The organism is Streptomyces sp. NPDC002676 (assembly GCF_053592455.1).
In genome coordinates this window covers 195854-212703 of the sequence record NZ_JBSFVT010000009.1, presented here as the reverse complement: position 1 = coordinate 212703, position 16850 = coordinate 195854, and the positions used below count along the sequence as shown (strand labels likewise).

The window sequence follows — 16850 nt, the reverse complement described above, 5'->3', positions numbered from 1 at the left end:
TCCTCGGTCCGCCTTCCTGTGCGGGGAAAGCGGAGGCTGTGCAGCTGTTTCCCTGTGCATTGTGGACTAGACCACAGAGCCTGTCCATGGGTGCGGGGGCGCGCTGACGACTCATGGCACCCGATGCCACGAAGCCTAGCCCGTCCGGGGTCCGCTGCGGGACCAGATGGCCACGGCAATTTCCGCGAATACCTCTGGAGGCACCCTCCCCTTCCGCCCCTTCTCCCCGCGCCACCGACCCCCGATTCTGCTAGATTGGTCTAAACCACATAGACTTTCAGAACGGCAGGCCCAGCGTGGAAGTTGTCATCGTTCCGGACGCGGCGGCGGGTGGCGAGCTGATCGCCGAGGCCATGGCCCAGCTGCTGCGACGCAAGCCCGACGCCCTGCTCGGTGTGGCCACCGGCTCCACCCCGCTGCCCGTCTACCAGGCACTGACCGCCAAGGTGCGCTCCGGCGCCGTGGACGCCTCGCGGGCGCGGATCGCGCAGCTCGACGAGTACGTGGGGCTGCCGGCCGAGCACCCGGAGTCCTACCGTTCGGTGCTGCGCCGCGAGGTGCTGGAGCCGCTCGGGATAGGCATGGGCCAGTTCATGGGCCCGGACGGCACGGCCGCGGACATCCCGGCGGCGTGCGAGGCGTACGACCGGGCGCTCGCCGCGGCGGGCGGCGTGGACCTCCAGCTGCTCGGCATCGGCACGGACGGGCACATCGGGTTCAACGAGCCCTGCTCCTCGCTCGCCTCGCGCACCCGGATCAAGACGCTGACCGAGCAGACCCGCATCGACAACGCCCGCTTCTTCGACGGCGACGTCGACCAGGTCCCGCACCACGTCATCACCCAGGGCATCGGCACCATCCTGGAGGCCCGGCACCTGGTGCTGCTCGCGACCGGCGAGGGCAAGGCGGACGCGGTGGCGGCGACGGTCGAGGGGCCGGTCGCGGCCGTGTGCCCGGCCTCCGCGCTCCAGCTGCACCCGCACGCCACGGTGGTCGCCGACGAGGCCGCCGCGTCCAAGCTGAAGCTGGCCGACTACTTTCGCCACACCTACGCCGACAAGCCGGAGTGGCAGGGGATCTGAAGGGGTCCATGAAGACCCAGAACCGGTGCGGCAGGGGCGTCCAGGCCCTGCCGGCCATCGATGGACTAGACCAACACTGGGCGCAACGGTATACAGAGGGGATCACGGAGCGTGCGGGTGGAGCCTCACACGCCAAGCCGTGCCACGATGTGAGCCGTGGCCGATGGTTGTCGGTCGCTTTCGGCAGCCGGAGCCGGGAAGGCAGAGCATGAGCACCGACGTCAGCAGTGCGGAGAACGAGGCCGGGACGAGCGTCCGTACCGCTCGCGTGCCCAAGTACTACCGCCTGAAGAAGCACCTGCTCGACATGACGGAGACGCAGGCGCCCGGCACGCCGGTCCCGCCCGAGCGCACGCTGGCGGCCGAGTTCGACACCTCCCGCACGACCGTCCGCCAGGCCCTGCAGGAGCTGGTCGTCGAGGGCCGGCTGGAGCGCATCCAGGGCAAGGGCACCTTCGTCGCCAAGCCGAAGGTCTCCCAGGCGCTGCAGCTCACCTCCTACACCGAGGACATGCGCGCCCAGGGCCTGGAGCCGACCTCGCAGCTGCTGGACGTCGGCTACATCACCGCCGACGACCGGCTCGCCGAGCTGCTCGACATCACGCCCGGCGGACGCGTGCTGCGCATCGAGCGGCTGCGCATGGCCAACGGCGAGCCGATGGCCATCGAGACCACCCACCTCTCCGCCAAGCGCTTCCCCGCCCTGCGGCGCTCCCTCGTGAAGTACACCTCCCTCTACACCGCGCTCGCCGAGGTCTACGACGTCCACCTCGCCGAGGCCGAGGAGACCATCGAGACCTCCCTGGCCACGCCCCGCGAGGCGGGCCTGCTGGGCACCGACGTCGGCCTGCCGATGCTGATGCTCTCCCGCCACTCCCTGGACCGCGAGGGCAAGCCGGTGGAGTGGGTGCGCTCGGTGTACCGCGGGGACCGCTACAAGTTCGTGGCGCGGCTGAAGCGGCCGTAGCGCAGTCGACGTAGCGGATATTGGACGCTCACGCACGTCTGATGATTGAGTACGCTCCGTCAATACAGCACAGCGTGATGATATTTGGGGGAGCCGCGTGAGCCCTGCTTTGCCCGTGGCAGTCGCCGATGCGGGGTTGGCCGAAGACCTCACCCGGAACATGGAACTGGCCGAGCAGCACCTCCTCGCCTCGGTGGAGTCGGACCACGGCCTGCTCACCGAGTCCGCTCGCCATCTGATCAACGCCGGCGGAAAGCGGCTGCGGCCCTTTCTGGTGCTCCTGGGCTCGCAGTTCGGGGAACTGCGGGACGAGCGCATACTGTCGGCCGCCGTCGCGATGGAACTCACCCACATCGGCACGCTGTACCACGACGACATCATGGACGAGGCCACCATCCGGCGCGGCGTGCCGAGCGCGCACGCGCTGTGGGGCGGCAAGGTCGCCGTACTGACGGGGGACTTCCTCTTCGCCCGCGCGTCACGGCTCGTGGCCGAGCTGGGCGAGGCGGCGATCCAGCTGCACGCCAGGACCTTCAGCCGGCTCTGCGTGGGGCAGTCGGCCGAGACGGCCGGCCCCCAGTCGGAGGACGACCGGCTCCACCACCACATCGGCGTCCTCAGCGACAAGACCGCCTCCCTCTTCTCCGCCTCCGGGGAACTCGGCAGCGCGCTCGCGGGGGCGCCCGGTGAGGTCACCGCGGGCATCAGCCGGGCCTGCGAGGCCTGGGGGATCGCGTACCAGCTCCTGGACGACGTGCTCGACGTGACGAGCGGGACCGACGAGAGCGGCAAGCCCGCGGGCGCCGACCTGCGCGAGGGTGTCCCCACCCTGCCCATGATCTTCGCGCTGCGGTCCGCCCTGCCCGCCGACCAGCGCCTCGTGGAACTGCTCACCTCCGGCCGGCTGACCGACCCTGACCTGCACTCCGAGGCCCTGGCACTGCTCCAGGAACACCCGGCGATCGACATGGCCCGCGCGGAAGTGCAGAAGTGGGCGAACCTCGCACGGCGGGAGATCCGCGCACTGCCCGGCTGCCCGGCACAGGACGTGTTCGAGTCGCTCTGCGACTACGTGGTGAACAAGACGCTCTGAACAGAGTCTTCCGCTTGCCTGATCCCGTCGCCTAGATTGCCTGCGCATTACACGAGTGATCAACACCCGTGTGATCAACGAGGGGACGGAGGCGTGGCATGTCCGAAACACCTGAAGCAAGACCCCCGCTCGTCACACCGATCCGGGTGATCATCGGCCTGTGCCTCGCCGCGCCCTTCGTGGCGATGCTGTGGGTCGGCTCCTACGCCAAGACGGACCCGGCGTTCATCGGGATCCCGTTCTTCTACTGGTACCAGATGCTCTGGGTGCTGATCTCCACCGCGCTCACGGTGACCGCGTACCGGCTGTGGCAGCACGACCAGCGCTCCCGCGCCGCTCAGAAGGGCGGTGCTGCCCGGTGAAGAACGGCGTCAACGGCGTCGCGCTCGGCGTCTGCATCTTCTTCTTCCTGGCCGTCACGGTCATGGGCTTCCTCGCGGCGCGCTGGCGCAGGGCCGACGACGAGCACTCACTGGACGAATGGGGCCTGGGCGGACGGTCGTTCGGCACCTGGATCACCTGGTTCCTGCTCGGCGGCGACCTGTACACGGCGTACACCTTCGTCGCCGTACCGGCGGCGGTCTACGCGGCGGGCGCGGCCGGCTTCTTCGCGGTGCCGTACACGATCCTGGTCTACCCGCTGATCTTCACCTTCCTGCCCCGCCTGTGGTCGGTGTCCCACAAGCACGGCTACGTGACGACCTCGGATTTCGTGCGCGGACGCTTCGGCTCCAAGGGCCTGTCGCTGGCCGTGGCGCTCACCGGCATCCTCGCGACGATGCCTTACATCGCGCTCCAACTCGTCGGCATCCAGGCGGTGCTGGACGTCATGGGCGTAGGCGGCGGGGAGAACGCGAACTGGTTCGTGAAGGACCTCCCGCTGATGATCGCCTTCGGCGTCCTCGCGGCCTACACCTACTCCTCGGGCCTGCGCGCCCCCGCGCTGATCGCGTTCGTGAAGGACGCCCTGATCTACATCGTCATCGCGGTGGCGATCATCTACATCCCGATCAAGCTGGGCGGGTTCGACGACGTGTTCGCCAAGGCGGGCGAGAAGTTCACGAAGGCGGGTGCGGGCGGGCTCGTACCGGCCCCCGCGGGCCAGTGGACGTACGCCACGCTGGCGCTCGGCTCCGCGCTGGCCCTGTTCATGTACCCGCACTCGATCACCGCGACCCTGTCGTCCAAGAGCCGTGAGGTGATCCGCCGCAACACCACGATCCTGCCGCTGTACTCCCTCATGCTCGGCCTGCTGGCCCTGCTGGGCTTCATGGCGATCGCGGCCGGAGTGAAGGTCACCAACGCTCAGCTGGCGATCCCGCAGCTCTTCGAGGACATGTTCCCGGACTGGTTCGCGGGCGTGGCCTTCGCGGCGATCGGCATCGGCGCGCTGGTGCCGGCGGCGATCATGTCGATCGCGGCGGCGAACCTCTTCACCCGCAACATCTACAAGGACTTCATCAACCCCGACGCGACGCCCCGGCAGGAGACCCGGGTCTCCAAGCTCGTGTCGCTGCTGGTGAAGGTGGGAGCGCTGGTCTTCGTCCTCACCATGGACAAGACGGTGGCCATCAACTTCCAGCTGCTGGGCGGCATCTGGATCCTGCAGACCTTCCCGGCACTCGTCGGCGGCCTGTTCACGCGCTGGTTCCACCGCTGGGCGCTGCTCGCCGGCTGGGCAGCCGGCATGGTGTACGGCACGGTCGCCATGTACGGGATCGCCTCGCCGACGCAGCAGCACTTCGGCGGCACGACGAAGGAGATCCCGGGCATCGGCGAGATCGGCTACATCGGCCTGACGGCGTTCGTGCTCAACGTGGCGGTCACGGTCGCCCTCACCCTCGTCCTGAAGGCCGTCAAGGCCCCCGAGGGCCTGGACGAGACGCGGCCGGAGGACTACACGGCGGACGCGGGCGATGTGGGGGGACAGGCGGAACTGGCTCCCACCGCAACCCCCTAGGACTCCCACACTCACAGCGGGCCGCCGAAAACCATGCACCACGGCGGCCCGCTGTCGTACACACTCACGCAGATGGACATTTTGATCCGCCCCGCCGACCCTTCCGAATACGAAGCCCTGGGAGAGATCACAGCCCAGGCCTATCTCCAGGACGGCCTCCTGGACTTCGGGGAGAGCGACAGGTACCTCGGCGAACTACGGGACGTGGCGAAGCGCGCAGCCGCCGCCGACGTACTCGTAGCCGTCCAGAACGGCACCCTCCTCGGCGGCGTCACCTTCGTGCCCTCCGGCGGTCCGATGGCCGACATCGCCCGCCCCGGCGAGGCCGAGATCCGGATGCTGGCCGTCGCCCACGCGGCCCGCGGCCGGGGCGCCGGCGAGGCCCTCGTACGCGCCTGCGTACAGCGCGCACGGGCCACCGAGGGCTGCACGGCGGTCGTCCTGTCGACCCAGCGCACCATGCACAGCGCCCACCGCATCTACGAACGCCTGCGCTTCGTCCGCGTGCCGGAACGGGACTGGAACCCCGTCCCGGAACTCGACGACATCACGCTCCTCACCTACGAGTTGACGCTCTGAAGCCGCCACGCCACGCATGAGACACAACATGTGGGGGTGTCACGACGGCCCGGCACTAGATGTATGCTCGTCCTCGCTGTCGCCGCAGGGGAATCCGGTGCGAATCCGGAACTGTCCCGCAACGGTGTACTTGTGCGTGGCCGCCTGAAGCGGAACGCACTCGCGTCAGTCCGAGGACCTGTCGGCAGCGTGCGCCCGGCCGTCCGGTCCGGGTGTCTTCAGACGTCCGGGCCTCGCGGAGTGGGCTGGTGGACGCGACGCCGTGCGCGCTCGTGCCGCCCCCTGCCCTCCGCCAGGCCCCGTGCCGAGCGAGGGAGAGCCCCACGTGACCATCGCGCCAGCCGAACCGGCTTCAGCCACCCAGGCGATCGCGGCCCCGGCGGAGACCGACGGTCCCGGTACCGCGCTGCTGCGGACCCTGACCGAGCTGACCGCCGACCTCCCCGACGCCGACCCCGGCCGGGTCGCCGCCGCCGCGCTGCGCGGCCGGTCCGCGAACGCCGACGAGGCGGAGTTGCGCGAGCTGGCCACGGAGGCCGCCGCCGGTCTCATCTCCGAGGACCCCGCCTACTCCCGGCTGGCCGCCCGGCTGCTGACGATCTCCATCCGCGCCGAGGCCGCCTCGCAGGGCGTGGCGACGTTCACCGAGTCCGTCGCCGTCGGGCACCGGGAGGGCCTCGTCGCCGACCGCACCGCCGAGTTCGTGCGGCTGCACGCCGAGCGGCTCGACGGACTCGTCGACGCGCACGCCGACGACCGCTTCGGCTACTTCGGCCTGCGCACCCTGCACAGCCGCTACCTGCTCCGGCACCCGATCACCCGCAAGGTCATCGAGACGCCCCAGCACTTCATGCTCCGGGTCGCCGCCGGGCTCGCCGAGGACGACACCCTCCGCTCCGTCGACGAAGTCGCCGCGCTCTACGGGCTCATGAGCCGGCTCGACTACCTGCCCTCCTCCCCCACGCTCTTCAACTCCGGCACGCGGCACCCGCAGATGTCGTCCTGCTACCTCCTCGACTCCCCGCTGGACGAGCTGGACTCCATCTACGACCGCTACCACCAGGTGGCCCGGCTCTCGAAGCACGCCGGCGGCATCGGGCTGTCGTACTCCCGGATCCGCAGCCGCGGTTCGCTCATCCGTGGCACCAACGGGCACTCCAACGGCATCGTCCCGTTCCTGAAGACCCTGGACGCCTCGGTGGCCGCCGTGAACCAGGGCGGCCGGCGCAAGGGTGCCGCGGCCGTCTACCTGGAGACCTGGCACTCCGACATCGAGGAGTTCCTGGAGCTGCGGGACAACACCGGCGAGGACGCCCGCCGGACGCACAACCTGAACCTCGCGCACTGGATCCCGGACGAGTTCATGCGCCGCGTGAACGCCGACGAGCAGTGGTCGCTGTTCTCCCCGGCCGACGTGCCCGAGCTGGTCGACCTGTGGGGCGCGGAGTTCGACGCCGCCTACCGCAAGGCGGAGCAGGCGGGCCTCGCGAGGAAGACCATCCCGGCCCGCGACCTGTACGGCCGCATGATGCGCACCCTCGCGCAGACCGGCAACGGCTGGATGACCTTCAAGGACGCCGCCAACCGCACCGCGAACCAGACGGCCCTGCCGGGTCATGTCGTCCACTCCTCCAACCTCTGCACGGAGATCCTGGAGGTCACGGACGACGGCGAGACGGCGGTCTGCAACCTGGGGTCGGTCAACCTCGGTGCCTTCGTGGCCGACGGGGACATCGACTGGCAGCGCCTCGACGAGACCGTCCGCACCGCCGTCACCTTCCTCGACCGGGTCGTGGACATCAACTTCTACCCGACCGAGCAGGCCGGGCGGTCGAACGCGAAGTGGCGTCCCGTCGGCCTCGGCGCGATGGGCCTGCAGGACGTCTTCTTCAAGCTGCGGCTGCCCTTCGACTCCCCCGAGGCCAAGGCGCTGTCCACGCGGATCGCCGAGCGGATCATGCTCGCCGCGTACGAGGCCTCGGCCGACCTGGCCGAGCGCAACGGAGCGCTGCCGGCCTGGGAGAAGACCCGTACCGCCCAGGGCGTGCTGCACCCCGACCACTACGACGTGGAGCTGACCTGGCCGGAGCGCTGGGCGGCGCTGCGCGAGCGGATCGCCTCGGTCGGCATGCGCAACTCGCTGCTCCTCGCGATCGCCCCGACGGCCACCATCGCCTCCATCGCGGGCGTGTACGAGTGCATCGAGCCGCAGGTCTCCAACCTGTTCAAGCGCGAGACGCTGTCGGGTGAGTTCCTCCAGGTCAACTCGTACCTGGTGCAGGACCTGAAGGACCTGGGCGTGTGGGACGCGCGCACCCGTGAGGCGCTGCGCGACTCCAACGGCTCCGTGCAGGGCTTCGCCTGGATTCCCGAGGAGGTGCGCGCGCTGTACCGCACAGCGTGGGAGATCCCGCAGCGCGGGCTCATCGACATGGCCGCGGCCCGCACCCCCTTCCTCGACCAGGCGCAGTCCCTGAACCTGTTCATGGAGACGCCGACGATCGGCAAGCTCTCCTCGATGTACGCGTACGCCTGGAAGTCGGGCCTGAAGACGACGTACTACCTGCGCTCCCGCCCGGCGACCCGGATCGCCCGCGCGGCACAGGCGCAGGCCAAGACCCCCATCCCCGTGCAGCAGGTCGCCGACCCCGACGCCGTCGCCTGCTCCCTTGAGAACCCCGAGTCCTGCGAGGCCTGCCAGTAATGTCCACCCGTAACACCAACCTGCTCGACCCGGGCTTCGAACTCACCCTGCGTCCGATGCGCTACCCGGACTTCTACGAGCGCTACCGGGACGCCATCAAGAACACCTGGACCGTGGAGGAGGTCGACCTCCACTCGGACGTCGCCGACCTCGCGAAGCTGACGCCCGCCGAGCAGCACCTCATCGGCCGGCTGGTCGCGTTCTTCGCGACGGGCGACTCGATCGTCGCGAACAACCTGGTGCTGACGCTGTACAAGCACATCAACTCCCCGGAGGCGCGCCTGTACCTGTCGCGCCAGCTGTTCGAGGAGGCCGTGCACGTCCAGTTCTATCTGACGCTGCTCGACACCTACCTCCCGGACCCGGACGACCGCGCCGCCGCCTTCGCGGCCGTGGAGAACATCCCGTCCATCCGCGAGAAGGCCGGGTTCTGCTTCAAGTGGATCAACGAGGTCGAGAAGCTCGACCGCCTGGAGACCCGGGCCGACCGGCGCCGCTTCCTGCTCAACCTCATCTGCTTCGCCGCGTGCATCGAGGGCCTGTTCTTCTACGGCGCCTTCGCGTACGTCTACTGGTTCCGCAGCCGGGGTCTGCTGCACGGCCTGGCCACCGGCACCAACTGGGTGTTCCGGGACGAGACGATGCACATGTCCTTCGCCTTCGAAGTGGTCGACACGGTCCGCAAGGAGGAGCCGGACCTCTTCGACGACGAGCTCCAGCAGCAGGTCACCGACATGCTGAAGGAGGCCGTCGACGCCGAGCTGCAGTTCGCGCGCGACCTGTGCGGTGACGGGCTGCCGGGCATGAACACCGACTCGATGCGGCAGTACCTGGAGTGCGTCGCCGACCAGCGCCTCACGCGCCTCGGCTTCGCCCCGGTGTACGGCTCGGAGAACCCGTTCTCCTTCATGGAGCTGCAGGGCGTCCAGGAGCTGACCAACTTCTTCGAGCGCCGCCCGTCGGCGTACCAGGTGGCGGTCGAGGGAACCGTGGACCTGGACGAGGACTTCTGAGTCCGTGGACCTGGACGAGGACTTCTGAGTCCTCTGAGTCCTCTGAGTCCCCCCTTTCCTCACACCTACCGGCGCGCGTTCCGGGGCCCTGAGCCCGCCTGAGCGCACGCCGGTACCAGGTGTGAGTCGTGCTGCGTGCCGCGCCCGTGTCCGTGTCCTACCAGGGCACGGGCGTCAGCAGCAGCTTGTGCGGGCGCAGGGTGATGCCCACCCGGGTCGTGTCGTTCGACCCGCTGACCTGCTCGAAGCGGTACTTCGCCGAGATCGCCGCGGTGATCAGGGTCAGCTGGCTGGTGGAGAAGTGGTCGCTGGGGCACTTGCGGTTGCCCACGCTGAAGGGGCTCATGGCGTACTTGGGCACCTCCTTGGACCGTTCCGGCTGCCACCGGTCGGGGTCGAAGCCGAGGTTGTCGGCGTAGGAGCGGCCGTCGCGCTGGATGGCGTAGGGGCTGTAGACGATGTCCGCCCCAGCCGGAATGCGATAGCCGCCGAGTGCGGTGTCGGTCACCGAGCGGCGCGTCAGTATCCATACGGCGGGCCGCAGCCGCATGGACTCCGTGACGACATTGTTGGTGTACGTGAGCCGGCGGACGTGCTCGAATCCGACCGGCTGGCCTCCCGTCACGGATTCGACCTCCGCGCGCACCTTCTCGGCGTGTTCCGGATGTTCCGCGAGGACCTGGAGCAGCCACATGATCGTGGAGGCGACTGTTTCACTGCCGGGGGTGAGTATCGCGACCACCTGGTCGTGGATCTCCTGTTCGCCGATGGGGTCGCCATTGTCGTCCTTTGCTTCCAGCAAGGCCGTCAGCAAATCGTCCGGCCTTTGACCAGATGCCCTGCGCTCGGCGACGATCTCGTCGACCAGGAGATGCAAATCGGCCAGCGCCCGGTTGAATTCGCGGTTGGCCGGAAACGGCAGCCGGTACAGCGGTCCGAGCGGGATCACCATCCGGCGGTACATACCGCGGAAAACGGTGGCGAGGTCGATGCTCAGCCGTTCCGCGCGCTCGTCCATGTACTCACCACGCAGCAGGCAGCGGGCGGCGATGCGGACGGCGACCCGGAAGGACTCGGAGGTGCAGTCGACGGTCTCGCCGGGCTGCCAGCGGTCGGTCAGCGCGTGCGCCTCCTCCTCCATGATCGCGCCGTAGTCCGGAATCGCGTCCAGGCGGAACGCGGGCTGGATGGTACGTCGCTGGCGGCGGTGCCGGGGGCCGTTGGCGGTGGCGACACCCTCCTTGCCGAGCAGTCCTTCGAGGGACTCCCACAGCGGGCCGTCGATCTTGTAGTCGGGGCTGAGGGCGAGGGCTCCGGTGAGCGCCGGCGTCGTGACCGCGTACACCGTCTTGGGGCCCAGTTTCAGGCGTACGACCTCGCCGTGGTCACGTAGTCGGGACATGAAGGCGAGCGGGTCGCGGACCAGTTTCAGGCCGTGCCCGAGGACCGGCACGGCGCCCCCGGCGAGCGGCGGCTCCCGCAGTTCCCGCGCCTCCTGGGTCACGGGCTTCACAGACTCGACGGTCATGACTCACCTGCCGTTTCGTTGTTGACGTACGGGGGCGTGGACCGGTCGTCCCAGCTGTCGACCATGTAGCGGCCGGATTCGTGATGGAACCAGTAGACGGAGCTGAACCAGTTCCGCATGAAGCCGACACAGGTGCGTACGGCGGTGCTCAACTCCTTGCCGTTCATTGCGCCGTCGGCAAGTGCGTCGGCGAATTGCAGGGCGTCCTGTTCGACTTCGAGGAATTCTGCGATGCATTTCTCGACGCGCCGCCGCAAGTCGTCGACGGCTTCTTCGAGGCTCATTCCCTCATGGGTGATGAGGGAGATTCCGAGATTGTGGACCTCGTCGCCCGCTATTTCCTTCGGCAGTGAGCAGAGGTCGTTGTACCAGGCGGCGAATTCCTGACTCAGCAGTGCCGCCCGGCGATAGGCGGGGTTTTTCCTCACGGCGTCGGGCAGTTCGGTCCCGGCGCTCGGTTCCAGCAGGTCCGTCCATATCCAGTGGGCGAAGGTGAGGCGGCGCAGCGCGAGGTATTCCTCGACCCCGGGAATGTATCCGCTGATGCGGTTGTGGAACTCGCGGTCGTAGGCCTCGATCACCGCGTGGAAGTGCCGCGCGAACCGCTGGTTCCAGGTGCGCGGCAGGAACGAGAACAGCCGCAGCACGCTGTCCGCGAAGCCCGCCACCAGCGGGTCCGGGTGGTGCAGGTGGTGCCGGGGCGCGTCGGTGGCGGCGTGCAGGCGGTGCCTGAGCCTGCGCCAGTCACCGGCCCGGCCGTGGACGACGTCACGGTCGTGGCGGTCGTCCCAGACGAAGAACCATGCGCTGTAGTCGGCTATGGCCTGCAGGACCTCGTCGGAGGCCCCGGTGTAGTAGCCCGCCATGAGGTCGGTGTAGCACAGGCCATCGGCATATTCCTGCACCTTGTCCGCCGGCATCAACCGTTTTTCCAGCAGCCACAGCCGGGTCTTGTCCTGCAGCTGGGGCCAATACGGATGCAGTTGCCGGGGAAAGGCGGACTCGATCACCGGGAGTGCCAGTGAGGGTGGGACTACGACCGCCGTGGGCGTCACTGTGGTGCTGTGTGGGAAAGCTTGCACGAACAAACCCCTCTCAGCCGCCAGGAGGCGCATGCCCCTCCCGTTGTGCCGGGCGTGCGCCGTTGCGTATCCCCGCACTTCCCATTCAGCACCACAACTGACCGCCGTGGGAACGGATTTGCTTCACTCACTACCCCAAGGTGCCGAGAATCCCCCTTGTGTGACTGATTAAGGATCACTAGAGACGCAGAAGCGACCGCTTGTACGAAGTGCGGACGCGCGAACGGCAGCAACACGAAGGCGCCCGGCCGGGAGAGATCCCGGCCGGGCGCCCAACAGCCCTGAGCTGCCTAGTCGTTGGCGACCACGGGGTAGCGTGGCTCGTTCTCGGCCATCTGCCGCAGCGCGTCCTTGCGGTCCCGCTTGGAGAGCCGGTCGATGTACAGGTAGCCGTACAGGTGGTCGGTCTCGTGCTGCAAACACCGCGCGAAGTAGCCGGTGCCGCGGACCTTGATCGGGTTGCCCTTCTCGTCCTGGCCGGTCACCTCGGCGTAGTCGGGACGCGCGAGCGGCGCGTACGCCGTGGGCACGGAGAGGCAGCCCTCGTTGCTCTCGTCCAGATGGCGCTCGTCGGCGGGCAGGTCGACCAGCTTCGGGTTGCAGACCACGCCGACGTGCCGCTTGCCCTCGTCGTCCTGGCAGTCGTAGACGAAGACCTTCAGGTCGACGCCGATCTGGTTGGCGGCCAGGCCCACGCCCTCGGCGGTGCGCTGGCTGGCGAACATGTCGGCGACCAGCTGGTCCAGCTCGGGGCCGAACTCGGTGACGTCCTTGCACTCCCTGTGCAGGACCGGGTTGCCGACGACCGTGATCGGCCGCGAGGTGCCGCGCTCGCGCCAGGCCTGCTCGCGCTCCTCGCAGTCCTCCGTGTCGACGACGTAACCCTCGTCATCGACGGGGAGCACGCCCGCGTGCTGCTGATCGGTGTCCTGCTGCGCCATGACCGACGTACGCCTTCCTGCAAAAAACGGGGGTGTGATGCTGATACAGGGTACGGCGATCCCTCAGCAGACCTCTTCCAAGTCACGCCAATCCCTCGAATCCGGGCTGTCCGCGACCCACCCGTCCAGCAGCCCCCTGACCAGCGCGGCCGGTGCGGCGACGCCACACTCGCGCTCCGGCACCCACAGCTGTCCGTCGGTGCGGTGGCCCAGGGGGCCGGGGTGGCCCGGCTCGCTGTGGTCGTGGGGGTCGAGGTGCACCCCGTCGCCCTCGTCGGACGGCATCCGTGACTCCGAGCACATCCGGCACAGCAGCCGCACCGAGGAGGACCAGTCCTCCGCGGCGAACCCGGCGTCGGCCGCCAGCTGCTCCAGGGCGTCCCGGTCGGCCTCGGTGTCCGCCTCCAGCAGGACCACCCAGGTCGGCACGGGTGAGGGCGCCCACAGCTCGATCTCGTCGAAGACGGGGTAGGCGTGCCCGGCGGACGTGGTGCGCTCGCCGTGCGGGACGCCGTCGTGCAGCACGACCTCGCCCCAGCGCCGCCCGGAGGAGGGAAGCGGAATCGAGAGAACCTCTATCCGCGCCGGATCGAGCCTGCGGCCCCACACGACCTCGGCCTCGCCCTCCGGGGACAGCCGTACGGCCGCGCTGCCCAGCTCCATGCCGAGCGGTTCCCCGGCCTCGGTGGCCCCGCCGGGCACCTTCAGCCCGTAGGCCTGCCAGGCGCGGCGGGCCAGCGGCCAGTCCTGCAGGGCGGTGGCCGCGATGCCGACGTTCCACCAGTCCGGCGCCCCGGACTCCCGGTCCAGGAGGGCCACGGCGCGCAGTCCGGCGGCGCGGGCCTGCTCCCAGTCGTGCCGGAACTTGTGCAGCAGGGCCAGGTTGAACCAGGACTCCGCCAGCCAGGGTTCCAGGTCGGCGGCGCGTGTCAGCAGCTCGCCCGCGTCCTCGTACCGGCCGTCGCCGATGAGTGTGAACGCGCGGTCGGTGGCCTGCCGCCAGGAGGCGGAGGGCCGGTGCCGTCCCTTGCCGAAGATCCTCACGATTCCCGCCTGCCAGTTCCAGTTCCGCACAGTGGGCTGGCTTGTGCCCCCGGACACCCTCTCCCTCGCATCCAACCACGTACGGCGGGAAGGGCGCTCATTACCCATGGGTTACCCAGCCTTGGGCAGGGTCAGACAGTCGCCCGCCCGTCACCCACCACCACCCTGCTCGAGACTCCCCCAGTGCCGAATGCCCGGGGGCACCCCCGCCGCGCCGCCCCCTTGATTCCAGAGGACCCTGGCCAGGGCCTCCACGACCTCGGGCGCGTACTGACCGGCGGTGCCGAGCCGCAGTTCCTCCAGGGCGTGCAGCGGCCCGTCGGGCCCGGCGTCGCGGGCCTTCTCCTCGTAGGCGTTCACGGCGCGCACGATCCGCGCGGCGACCGGCTGCTCCCAGTAGGGGTCGGCCTGCCGCTCCACGACGACGGCGACGGCCGTGGCCACGCCGGTCTGCCGGACGACGGCTCCGCCGAGCAGGGCGATGCGCCGCTGCTCCTCGGGCGGCAGTGCGGCGGTGGCCCCCGCCGGGACCGGGTCGACGAGGCTGAGCTGGCCGATGTCGTGCATGAGGGCCGCGTACTCCAGGACGGTCAGCGCGGGCCCGGACAGCCCGAGGTCCCGGCCGACGGCCAGGCTGAGCGCGGCGACCCGGCGGGCGTGCCCGGACGGGGTGTATCCGGCTATCTCGGTGGCGCGGGCCAGGGAGGCGATGGTCTGCCGGTAGGTGGCGCGGACGGCGGTGTACCGGCGCAGCGAGAGCTGGGTGAGCAGCAGCGGCAGGCAGAAGACGGGCAGCGCCCACAGGCCGACGACAGCGACCGCGAGCGCCATCACCGCGCCGGTCGCGCAGACCGCCGAGCCGATGCCGAGCAGTCCGCTCAGTTCGTCGCGGAGCAGCGGGCCGAAGGGCCAGCCGGTGCGGGAGTGGGCGAGGGCGGCGGCGAGGACGGCGTCGCACAGCGCGGTCAGACAGAGCAGCGCGAGCAGCAGCAGGGCGTAGGCGGGGCCGGTCCAGGTCGCGAACGCGCCCTCGTTGTAAAGGGGTTGGAAGCAGACGGCGGTGAAGCCGACGGTGAGGATGCGGCGGGCGAGGTGATCCAGGGTGGGCGTGCGGCCCTGCCAGATGTGCGGGACGGCGCCGAGCAGGGCGGCGGCGAGGACGACGGTGACGACCTGCGCCGCGCCGTGCCGGGTGGGCGCTCCCGCGTCGGCTCCCAGCAGGGCGTACGACAGCGATCCGGCGGCGCCGAGCGGCGCGGCCTGCTTCAGGTGCGGGCCGCTCCACCGGGACAGCTCGCCGACGGCTATGAGCAGCCCGAAGGCGAGGGCGACGCCCCGCTGCTCGACGCCGGTCCACAGGGTGACGGCGAGGGACACGGCGGCGGTGAGGGCGGCGGAGCCGTGGATGAGCCGCAGGGCGGTCACCGGGGTGCCCCGGTGTCGCTGCGCGCGGGCTCGGCGGGCGGGGTCGCGCCCGGGACCGGCTCCTCCGCGGTGACCGTGGGATGCCAGCCGCCCCCGTGCTCCAGGGCCCGGACGAGCGCACCGACCATGCGCGGATCGAACTGGGCGCCCGCGCACCGCTTCAGTTCCGCGACCGCCGTCTCGACGGAGCGGGCGCGGCGGTAGGAGCGGGTGGAGGTCATGGCGTCGAAGGCGTCGGCGACCGCGACCACGCGGGCGCACTCGGGGATCTGGTCGCCGGCCAGGCCGTACGGGTAGCCGCTGCCGTCGAGCCGTTCGTGGTGGTGCAGGATCGCCGCGCGGGCCTCGCCGAGGAAGGAGATCCCGCGGACCATCTCGTGCCCGTACTCGGGGTGCAGCTCGATGATCCGCCGTTCCTCGGGGGTGAGCGGGCCGTCCTTGCGCAGCAGCCGGGTGGGAACGCCCAGCTTGCCGACGTCGTGCAGGATGCCTGCGAAGCGCAGCACCTCGACGCGTTCGTCGTCCATGCCGAGTTCGCGGGCGATCAGCACGGAGGCCTGGCCGACGCGCTCGCTGTGGCCACGCGTGTAGCCGTCCTTGAGGTCGACGGCCTGCACCAGGGCGCGGATGGTGGCCTGGTGGGCGGCGCGTTCGCGGTGGTACTGGGCGAAGATCCAGCAGGAGACGCCCATCGGCAGCAGCACGAGCAGGGCGGCGACGGGTCCGTACGGGCTGCGCCACAGCACGGCCATCATCAGCCCGGCCAGCCCGTGCACCGCGACCGGCGCGAGGGAGCGGGAGAGCAGCCCGCGCCAGGCCCGCCGCAGCGGTACCCGCCCGGCCGCCGCGAGCATGCCGCCGTCCAGCACGGTGAGCACCAGGCAGAAGGCGAGGACGGCCGCCCCGGCGGGCACGAGGGCGTACGGGAAGTCGCAGCCCACGACGGCGTCCCGGCCGCCGAGTGCCCCGTGCACCCGGGCGGCGCCCCACACGGCGAGCGAGGGCTGCGCGGCCCGCCAGACTCGGCGCAGCGGCGCCGCCCGGTGCTTGGCGGGGTCCACGGGGGACAGCAGGGCGGCGGGCAGCGGGACGAGCGCGGCGGCGGGCGGGGGCAGCAGGAACGCCCCTGCCAGCAGGACGGGGTAGAAGGTGCCGCAGCAGCGGCGCCGTACGACGTGCTCGCAGGCCGCGTACACCGCCGCGAGCAGGGCGAGGGCCCACCAGGGGGTGCGGGCGTCCGGCAGGGGCAGTGCGCAGAGCACGGCGAGCAGGGCTACGCAGGCCACGTAGCCACGAGCTCTCGCCGGTACCGCCTCCATCGCCCCTCCCCCGACCGTGCCTGTCCAGGCGACCGTGCCCGTCCAGGCTCGGAGCCTAGGGCGGGGATCGGGGGGTGAGGGGGCCTATGAGTCGAGGATTAGCACGTTCGGGT

Annotated in this window: 14 protein-coding genes and 1 riboswitch; of the genes, 8 read left to right on the top strand and 6 right to left on the bottom strand. The window is 70.1% G+C overall.

What is annotated here, in order from left to right:
* The first annotated feature begins 296 nt into the window (after window positions 1-296).
* The 8 genes from nagB (at window position 297) to ACWD3E_RS25290 (ending at window position 9398) form a co-directional block, all read left to right on the top strand.
* Window positions 297-1082, top strand: coding sequence for a glucosamine-6-phosphate deaminase (nagB, locus tag ACWD3E_RS25325; protein ID WP_451389846.1), 786 nt, complete (start codon window positions 297-299; stop codon window positions 1080-1082).
* 208 nt (window positions 1083-1290) lie between these two features.
* A complete protein-coding gene (locus ACWD3E_RS25320; protein WP_451389845.1) occupies window positions 1291-2049 on the top strand; it encodes a GntR family transcriptional regulator in 759 nt (252 codons plus the stop codon).
* A 115-nt stretch (window positions 2050-2164) separates the two neighbouring features.
* Complete coding sequence (locus tag ACWD3E_RS25315) at window positions 2165-3142, top strand: polyprenyl synthetase family protein (RefSeq protein ID WP_451389844.1); 978 nt, start codon at window positions 2165-2167, stop codon at window positions 3140-3142.
* A gap of 98 nt (window positions 3143-3240) precedes the next feature.
* Window positions 3241-3504: a DUF3311 domain-containing protein gene (locus ACWD3E_RS25310; RefSeq protein WP_451389843.1), complete on the top strand. Its 264-nt coding sequence runs from the start codon at window positions 3241-3243 to the stop codon at window positions 3502-3504.
* Window positions 3501-5102 (top strand): monocarboxylate uptake permease MctP, encoded by a 1602-nt coding sequence (gene mctP, locus ACWD3E_RS25305; RefSeq protein WP_451389842.1) that lies wholly within the window; start codon window positions 3501-3503, stop codon window positions 5100-5102. The genes ACWD3E_RS25310 and mctP overlap by 4 nt, the downstream gene beginning before the upstream one ends.
* Before the next feature lie 72 nt (window positions 5103-5174).
* Window positions 5175-5681, top strand: a complete 507-nt coding sequence (locus tag ACWD3E_RS25300; RefSeq protein WP_451389841.1) for a GNAT family N-acetyltransferase — start codon at window positions 5175-5177, stop codon at window positions 5679-5681.
* A 63-nt stretch (window positions 5682-5744) separates the two neighbouring features.
* Window positions 5745-5881: riboswitch (cobalamin riboswitch) on the top strand.
* Window positions 5882-6006: 125 nt separating this feature from the next.
* Window positions 6007-8385, top strand: coding sequence for a ribonucleoside-diphosphate reductase subunit alpha (locus ACWD3E_RS25295; protein ID WP_451389840.1), 2379 nt, complete (start codon window positions 6007-6009; stop codon window positions 8383-8385).
* Window positions 8385-9398: a ribonucleotide-diphosphate reductase subunit beta gene (locus ACWD3E_RS25290; protein ID WP_451389839.1), complete on the top strand. Its 1014-nt coding sequence runs from the start codon at window positions 8385-8387 to the stop codon at window positions 9396-9398. Before ACWD3E_RS25295 ends, ACWD3E_RS25290 begins: the two co-directional genes overlap by 1 nt.
* Window positions 9399-9555: 157 nt before the next feature.
* Here the strand turns inward: ACWD3E_RS25290 and ACWD3E_RS25285 are convergent, their stop codons facing one another.
* The 6 genes from ACWD3E_RS25285 to ACWD3E_RS25260 all read right to left on the bottom strand — a co-directional run bounded on the left by ACWD3E_RS25285 (window position 9556) and on the right by ACWD3E_RS25260 (window position 16737).
* On the bottom strand, window positions 9556-10926 hold the full coding sequence (locus ACWD3E_RS25285) for a bifunctional albaflavenone monooxygenase/terpene synthase (protein WP_451389838.1): 1371 nt from the start codon (window positions 10924-10926) through the stop codon (window positions 9556-9558).
* Window positions 10923-12041, bottom strand: a complete 1119-nt coding sequence (gene cyc1, locus ACWD3E_RS25280) for an epi-isozizaene synthase (RefSeq protein ID WP_451389837.1) — start codon at window positions 12039-12041, stop codon at window positions 10923-10925. The genes ACWD3E_RS25285 and cyc1 overlap by 4 nt, the downstream gene beginning before the upstream one ends.
* A gap of 257 nt (window positions 12042-12298) precedes the next feature.
* On the bottom strand, window positions 12299-12949 hold the full coding sequence (def, locus tag ACWD3E_RS25275; protein ID WP_451389836.1) for a peptide deformylase: 651 nt from the start codon (window positions 12947-12949) through the stop codon (window positions 12299-12301).
* Window positions 12950-13012: 63 nt separating this feature from the next.
* Window positions 13013-13993: a tetratricopeptide repeat protein gene (locus ACWD3E_RS25270; RefSeq protein ID WP_451389934.1), complete on the bottom strand. Its 981-nt coding sequence runs from the start codon at window positions 13991-13993 to the stop codon at window positions 13013-13015.
* 150 nt (window positions 13994-14143) lie between these two features.
* The gene (locus tag ACWD3E_RS25265; protein ID WP_451389835.1) at window positions 14144-15418 is read right to left on the bottom strand and encodes an HD-GYP domain-containing protein; all 1275 of its coding nucleotides are present in this window, start codon (window positions 15416-15418) and stop codon (window positions 14144-14146) included.
* Complete coding sequence (locus tag ACWD3E_RS25260) at window positions 15415-16737, bottom strand: HD-GYP domain-containing protein (RefSeq protein ID WP_451389834.1); 1323 nt, start codon at window positions 16735-16737, stop codon at window positions 15415-15417. The genes ACWD3E_RS25265 and ACWD3E_RS25260 overlap by 4 nt, the downstream gene beginning before the upstream one ends.
* Between the last annotated feature and the right edge of the window lie 113 nt (window positions 16738-16850).